Origin of the sequence: Albidovulum sp., assembly GCF_049646345.1 — a bacterium.
In the GTDB taxonomy this organism is placed as follows: domain Bacteria; phylum Pseudomonadota; class Alphaproteobacteria; order Rhodobacterales; family Rhodobacteraceae; genus Albidovulum.
This window is the reverse complement of sequence record NZ_JBARVQ010000796.1, coordinates 1-5,540: the sequence shown is the minus strand read 5'-3', so window position 1 is coordinate 5,540 and position 5,540 is coordinate 1. Positions and strand designations below refer to the sequence as shown.

Annotated in this window: 6 protein-coding genes; 3 read left to right on the top strand and 3 right to left on the bottom strand. The window is 61.1% G+C overall.

What is annotated here, in order from left to right:
- The first annotated feature begins 225 nt into the window (after positions 1–225).
- The 3 genes from WBB85_RS20935 (at position 226) to WBB85_RS20925 (ending at position 1,462) form a co-directional block, all read left to right on the top strand.
- Positions 226–375: a hypothetical protein gene (locus tag WBB85_RS20935; protein WP_432640514.1), complete on the top strand. Its 150-nt coding sequence runs from the start codon at positions 226–228 to the stop codon at positions 373–375.
- Between the two features lie 105 nt (positions 376–480).
- Entirely contained in the window at positions 481–975 is a 495-nt protein-coding gene (locus WBB85_RS20930) for a flavin reductase family protein (protein WP_432640513.1), read from the top strand.
- Positions 976–1,177: 202 nt separating this feature from the next.
- Positions 1,178–1,462, top strand: a complete 285-nt coding sequence (locus WBB85_RS20925) for an ArsR/SmtB family transcription factor (protein ID WP_432640515.1) — start codon at positions 1,178–1,180, stop codon at positions 1,460–1,462.
- A 33-nt stretch (positions 1,463–1,495) separates the two neighbouring features.
- Here the strand turns inward: WBB85_RS20925 and ispG are convergent, their stop codons facing one another.
- The 3 genes from ispG to hemA form a co-directional block, all read right to left on the bottom strand.
- A complete protein-coding gene (gene ispG, locus WBB85_RS20920; RefSeq protein ID WP_432640512.1) occupies positions 1,496–2,605 on the bottom strand; it encodes a flavodoxin-dependent (E)-4-hydroxy-3-methylbut-2-enyl-diphosphate synthase in 1,110 nt (369 codons plus the stop codon).
- Between the two features lie 70 nt (positions 2,606–2,675).
- Positions 2,676–3,905 carry a helix-turn-helix domain-containing protein gene (locus tag WBB85_RS20915; RefSeq protein WP_432640511.1) on the bottom strand — a complete coding sequence of 410 codons (1,230 nt, stop codon included), beginning with the start codon at positions 3,903–3,905 and terminating at the stop codon, positions 2,676–2,678.
- 112 nt (positions 3,906–4,017) lie between these two features.
- Complete coding sequence (gene hemA / locus WBB85_RS20910) at positions 4,018–5,241, bottom strand: 5-aminolevulinate synthase (RefSeq protein ID WP_432640510.1); 1,224 nt, start codon at positions 5,239–5,241, stop codon at positions 4,018–4,020.
- Positions 5,242–5,540: the final 299 nt, after the last annotated feature.

Genomic DNA, 5,540 nt, shown 5'->3' with positions numbered 1-5,540 from the left:
GTCAGTCGCAGCCGTTTGGGGGTAAAGGTCGACATATGCATAGGCCGACCAAAGGACAAGCGCACGACGCCCGGTTGCCGAAAATTCTCTCTGCCTGACGTTGCTCCCCCACAACAACACTACCCCTAGCGGTCGCCTTTACATGGGCCGCGAAATGCCCCCCCTGCGCCGCAATCGTGCCGCCTTTATCAGGCAATCTCAAAGATAAGGGAACGGGAGTAAACAATGAGCCTTATTAGTCAGATATCGTTCGACGAAATCGCCGCCAGCCTGCTGGCCTGCCTTGTTCTGCGCGAAGTCATGATCCTGACGCTTCCCGACCGCATCGCCGGCCCCGGCGGCTGGCTCGTGAATACCGGCGAAGAAGAAGCCTGATCAACACCGAACACCCCGCGCCCTGGCGCGGGTGGCCTTCCATCCCGGAATATGGTTCTCCTGTCACCGACGACACCGCAATACGCGGCAAGGACAGGCGCCCGGATGGATCAAATCACCCCAGAAAACAGCAGTCCCGAGGACTTCCGCGCTGCCCTTGGTCGCTACGCGACCGGTGTGACCATTGTGACCGCGATCGGCGATCGGGGGCCGGTTGGCATCACCGCGAACAGCTTCACTTCGCTCTCGCTCTCACCGCCGCTGGTTCTCTGGTGCCCGGCCCGAAACTCCGCCCGCTTTCCAGCCTTCGAGGCGGCCACGCATTACGCCATTCATGTCCTTGCCGCCGATCAGATTGACCTCTGCCGCCGGTTCGCGCGGGCGGGTGCCGATTTCGACGGATTGCCCACCGAGACCACCCAGGAAGGCCTGCCACTTCTTCCCGGCTGCCTTGCCCGCTTCGACTGCGCGGCGCATGCTGTGCATGAGGGTGGTGACCACGCCATTCTTGTCGGACGCGTGATCCGCGCATCGCTGCGCGACGGCGAACCGCTGCTCTTCTGGGGCGGGCGCTATGGCGACTTTCTGCACCACGTCTGAGCGTACTTGACTGAACAATCAATTTAACGCCATAGAAACGCCGTAATAGCGCACAAAAACTGCGCCGGGACTAGCCTGACCGAAACAAAACGCCTATATTCTCCGCCTGAAATCGGGAAAGACGATCAACGTGCAGAACGTATCGATAACCACCACAGCCATCCGGAACGCGCAGGCCGTGCCTGCCGTCGCGCCGCAGGATATGGTGGACAGTGCCGAAGCCGCATCGAGTTTCCTGAAAGCCCTCGCTCATGAGGGTCGCTTGATGATCCTCTGCTATCTTTCGACCGGCGAGAAATCGGTGACGGAGCTTGAGCAATTGCTGTCGTCGCGTCAGGCCGCTGTCAGCCAGCAACTGGCACGGTTGCGGCTTGAAGGCCTGGTCAATGCACGGCGGGATGGCAAGGCGATCTTCTATTCGCTCGCCGATACGAAGGTCGAGCGGGTCATCGGTGTTCTTCACGACATCTTCTGCAAGCAGGACTGAGACCGGCGGTCGCATCCTGACCCGGCGACGGATCTATTCCGCCGCCTCGATCTCGGACGCCCGCGCCTCGACCAGTTCCACGATATGCTCGATCATCCTGTCATTGGACAGTTTGTGGTCCTGCTTGCCCGCAAGATAGACCATGCCGGACCCAGCCCCGCCGCCGGTAAAGCCGAGATCGGTCATCAGCGCCTCACCCGGACCGTTCACAACGCAGCCGATGATCGACAGGCTCATCGGTGTCTTGATGTGCTCCAGCCGTTTCTCCAGCGCCTCGACGGTCTTGATGACATCGAAACCCTGCCGCGCGCAGGACGGGCAAGAGATGATCTGCACACCGCGCGTGCGCAGGCCGAGGGATTTCAGGATCTCATACCCGACCTTCACTTCCTCGACCGGATCGGCCGACAGGCTAACCCGGATCGTATCGCCAATCCCGGCCCAAAGCAGATTGCCAAGCCCCACCGCTGACTTGACGGTGCCGGTCATCAGCCCGCCCGCCTCGGTGATCCCAAGATGGATCGGTGCGTCGGTCGCCTCGGCCAGTTGCTGATAGGCCGCGGCGGCCAGAAAGACGTCTGAGGCTTTGCAGGAGATCTTGAACTCGTGAAAATCGTTGTCTTGCAACAACTTGATATGATCAAGACCGCTTTCAACCATCGCGTCGGGGCATGGTTCGCCGTACTTGTCCAGAAGGTGCTTTTCAAGGCTTCCGGCATTGACGCCGATGCGGATCGAACAGCCATGATCCTTCGCGGCCTTTACCACCTCGCGCACGCGGTCCGCCGAGCCGATATTTCCGGGGTTGATCCTCAGGCAGGCCACCCCCGCCTCCGCCGCCTCAATCGCGCGTTTGTAGTGGAAATGGATATCGGCAACGAGCGGTACCGGGCTTTCGCGCACGATTGCCTTCAGCGCTGCGGTTGAGGCTTCATCCGGGGTCGAGACCCGCACGATATCCGCGCCTGCCTCGGCGGCGCGCTGGACCTGTTCAATCGTCGCCGTCACATCCGAGGTGATCGTGTTGGTCATGGTCTGGACCGTGATCGGCGCATCCCCCCCGACCGGCACATTGCCAACCATGATCTGGCGCGACTTGCGCCGGTCGATGTTCCGCCATGGACGGATCGGATTGTGGGTCATTGGTGGCCTCGGGTCCCGGATACGCTCAGGCCTTAGATAGAGCGCCGGACCGGATTGGGCAATTGCCGCTTTACTCGGTTACGGCTTCCGGCGTTACGACGGCAGTGGCGTCGGCCACGGTCGTGAACTGCGCAAGATCGGCATCCTGACTGGCATCGGCGGCAACATAGCTGGCCTTCAACGCGTCAACCGACAGTTCGACATTCTTCGACACGACACCGCGTTCGCCCGCAGGCCCATAGGTTTCGCCGTTGACCGCGAAATAGAGCGCACCGGATTCGCCAACCCGCAACAGCGGCGGTTCTTCTGTATTGGGGATGGTGAACCGCTCACCTGCGTCGAGGATCTTTTCGAGGATGATCGTGCCATCCGCTGTCTGAACCCGCACCCAGGCAGGCCGAACCGCCAGAAGCTCAACCGGCGGCACATCGGCGGTAACGACCTGAACCGGGGTTTCACCAAATGCGGGTGCATCCGGCGTCACGACGTCTGTTGCTTCCGGGGTCGCCTGCGCAACGAGCATACCAACCGTGCGCGGATCGATCGCTGCAATCGGGCCGTCCCGCGCAACCAATACGGGCACGTCAAGCGCTTCAGGCCGGTAGAGCCGGTCAAACGCATCCGGTGCGGGTGGCAATGTGTCACCGGCCGGAAGAACCACCAGGGCGACTTCACTCGATTGCTGCTGATCCGACAGGGCACCGCCGGCACCGGAGAGCGGATCAAGATCGGCGATCACGCCTGGCGCCTGATCGACAGGCGCCAGATTGACCTTCTGCACTTCCTGAAGAACCGTCCAGCCGCCAAAACCGATCCCGCCGATCAGCGCGACAAGGACGAGGATGGACCCGATCGCGCCCGGTTCGATGCCGGACATGAACGCCTTGCCCTGCGGCACGAACGTGGCGTTGGGATTGGCGAGGGGATCGCTGTATTTCATCGGTCGGACCGGCGCCTTGCGCGGGCCGGAGGCTGCAGCAGACATGCCATGGGCGACTGTGAATTCCGCCTCATCGCAGAACCGTTGGAACGCCCAGTCAGCATCCATGCCAAGATAGCGCGCATAGGACCGGACATAACCTGCGACGAACCCTGGCGTTTCGAATGCCGAGACATCCGCATTCTCGATAGCCGCGATGTAACTCGCCTTGATCTTGAGTTCGCGCTGAACGTCGAGCAGGGATTTCGACAACGTCGCGCGTTCGCCGCGCATCACATCACCGAGGCGCAGTTCATAATCGTCAAACCCTTTTGGTTTGTCCGTGTCCTGCATCGAAGGAGGAGTCCTCCGCCCGATCATGCCAACCGCCCCGTAACTTGCATCCCCAAATGGCCGACGATTCGTCGTACCATCACTGTCCTATTGTGCAATTAATACCATAGGGCAAGCGGGATTACGACTGTGGATAAGTTCACGCCGTAAGGTCAGCGCGATTTAGCGCACAATGGGACCAGAGCTTGTCCATGGCCCGCACCAGATGATCTATATCCTGTAGCGAATGGACCGGCGACGGCGTGAAACGCAGCCGTTCGGTGCCGCGCGGAACGGTCGGGAAATTGATCGGCTGAACGTAAATCCCGTAATGCTCCAGAAGCATGTCCGAAATCTTCTTGCAATGGACCGGATCGCCGACATGAACCGGCACGATATGGGTGCCGTGATCGATGATCGGCAGGCCAAGCGCCCTGAGCCGCAGCTTGAGGATCTTTGCATGTTCCTGTTGCTTGTCGCGCAGGTCCTGCGCGGTCTTGAGATGTCTGACCGATGCAGCCGCCCCCGCCGCCACTGCGGGCGGCAGCGAGGTGGTGAAGATAAAACCCGGCGCGTAGGAGCGGATCGCATCGCACATCTGCGCGGTCGAGGCGATGTAACCGCCCATCACCCCGTAAGCCTTGGCCAAGGTCGCGTTGATGATGTCGATGCGGCCCATCAGGCCCAGCTTTTCGGCCAAACCCGCCCCGCGCGGCCCGTACATGCCGACGGCATGGACCTCATCCAGATAGGTCAGTGCGCCGAATTCCTGCGCCAGATCGCAGATCGCCTCCATCGGGCAGATATCACCGTCCATGGAATAGACCGATTCGAAGGCGATCAGCTTTGGTGCCGCCGGATCGTCGGCCTCCAGTTTCGCGCGCAGATCGGCCAGATCGTTATGCTTGAAGATGCGCTTGGCACCGCCATTGCGGCGCACGCCCTCGATCATCGAGGCGTGGTTCAGCTCATCGGAATAGATGATGAGACCGGGAAAGAGCTTTGGCAGGGTCGAAAGTGTTGCGTCATTGGCGATATAGGCCGAGGTGAACAGCAACGCCGCTTCCTTGCGGTGCAGGTCGGCAACCTCTGCCTCAAGCCGTTTGTGATAAACCGTGGTGCCCGAGATGTTGCGCGTGCCGCCCGACCCAGCACCGGTCGCGTCCAGCGCCTCATGCATCGCTTCCAGCACGACGGCGTGCTGGCCCATGCCTAGGTAATCGTTGCCGCACCAAACGGTGATGTCCTTCTGCGAGCCATCAGGCCGGTTCCACACCGCCTTCGGGAACTGACCCTTCTGCCGCTCGATATCGATAAAGGTCCGGTAGCGGCCTTCGTCATGCAGCCGTTTGATGGCCGCGTCGAGCTGAGCGTTATAGTCCATGTCCGTCTCCCCGGCTCTTCGTCTGTCACACGAGAGACCTAGGCCCCCTCTTCGCGTCTTTCCTTGATAAAGATCAAACACGCTGATGACGAGGGTACAATTTGCCGCGCATGGAGAACGCGGTCGAATGGCTGAAGTGTGCCTTTATGCGGTCGTTGAGAGCCGGGCAGTGCACGACCGCGGGTGGGCGCAGCGACATGTGAGTTGGGCACTTTATCGTGCCGCCACACCCGATCTCAGTTCTTCTTGAAACGTCGCAGGAGCGCCCACCCAGGGGGCGGTCGGGCGCTGCCCGGCGG

What these genes read in the sequence shown, in the direction of transcription:
- WBB85_RS20935 (WP_432640514.1), top strand. Translation starts at nt 226, where the DNA reads ATGAGCCTTATTAGTCAGATATCGTTCGACGAAATCGCCGCCAGCCTG.
- WBB85_RS20930 (WP_432640513.1), top strand. Translation starts at nt 481, where the DNA reads ATGGATCAAATCACCCCAGAAAACAGCAGTCCCGAGGACTTCCGCGCT.
- WBB85_RS20925 (WP_432640515.1), top strand. Translation starts at nt 1,178, where the DNA reads ATGGTGGACAGTGCCGAAGCCGCATCGAGTTTCCTGAAAGCCCTCGCT.
- WBB85_RS20915 (WP_432640511.1), bottom strand. Translation starts at nt 3,905, where the DNA reads ATGATCGGGCGGAGGACTCCTCCTTCGATGCAGGACACGGACAAACCA.
- ispG (WP_432640512.1), bottom strand. Translation starts at nt 2,605, where the DNA reads ATGACCCACAATCCGATCCGTCCATGGCGGAACATCGACCGGCGCAAG.
- hemA (WP_432640510.1), bottom strand. Translation starts at nt 5,241, where the DNA reads ATGGACTATAACGCTCAGCTCGACGCGGCCATCAAACGGCTGCATGAC.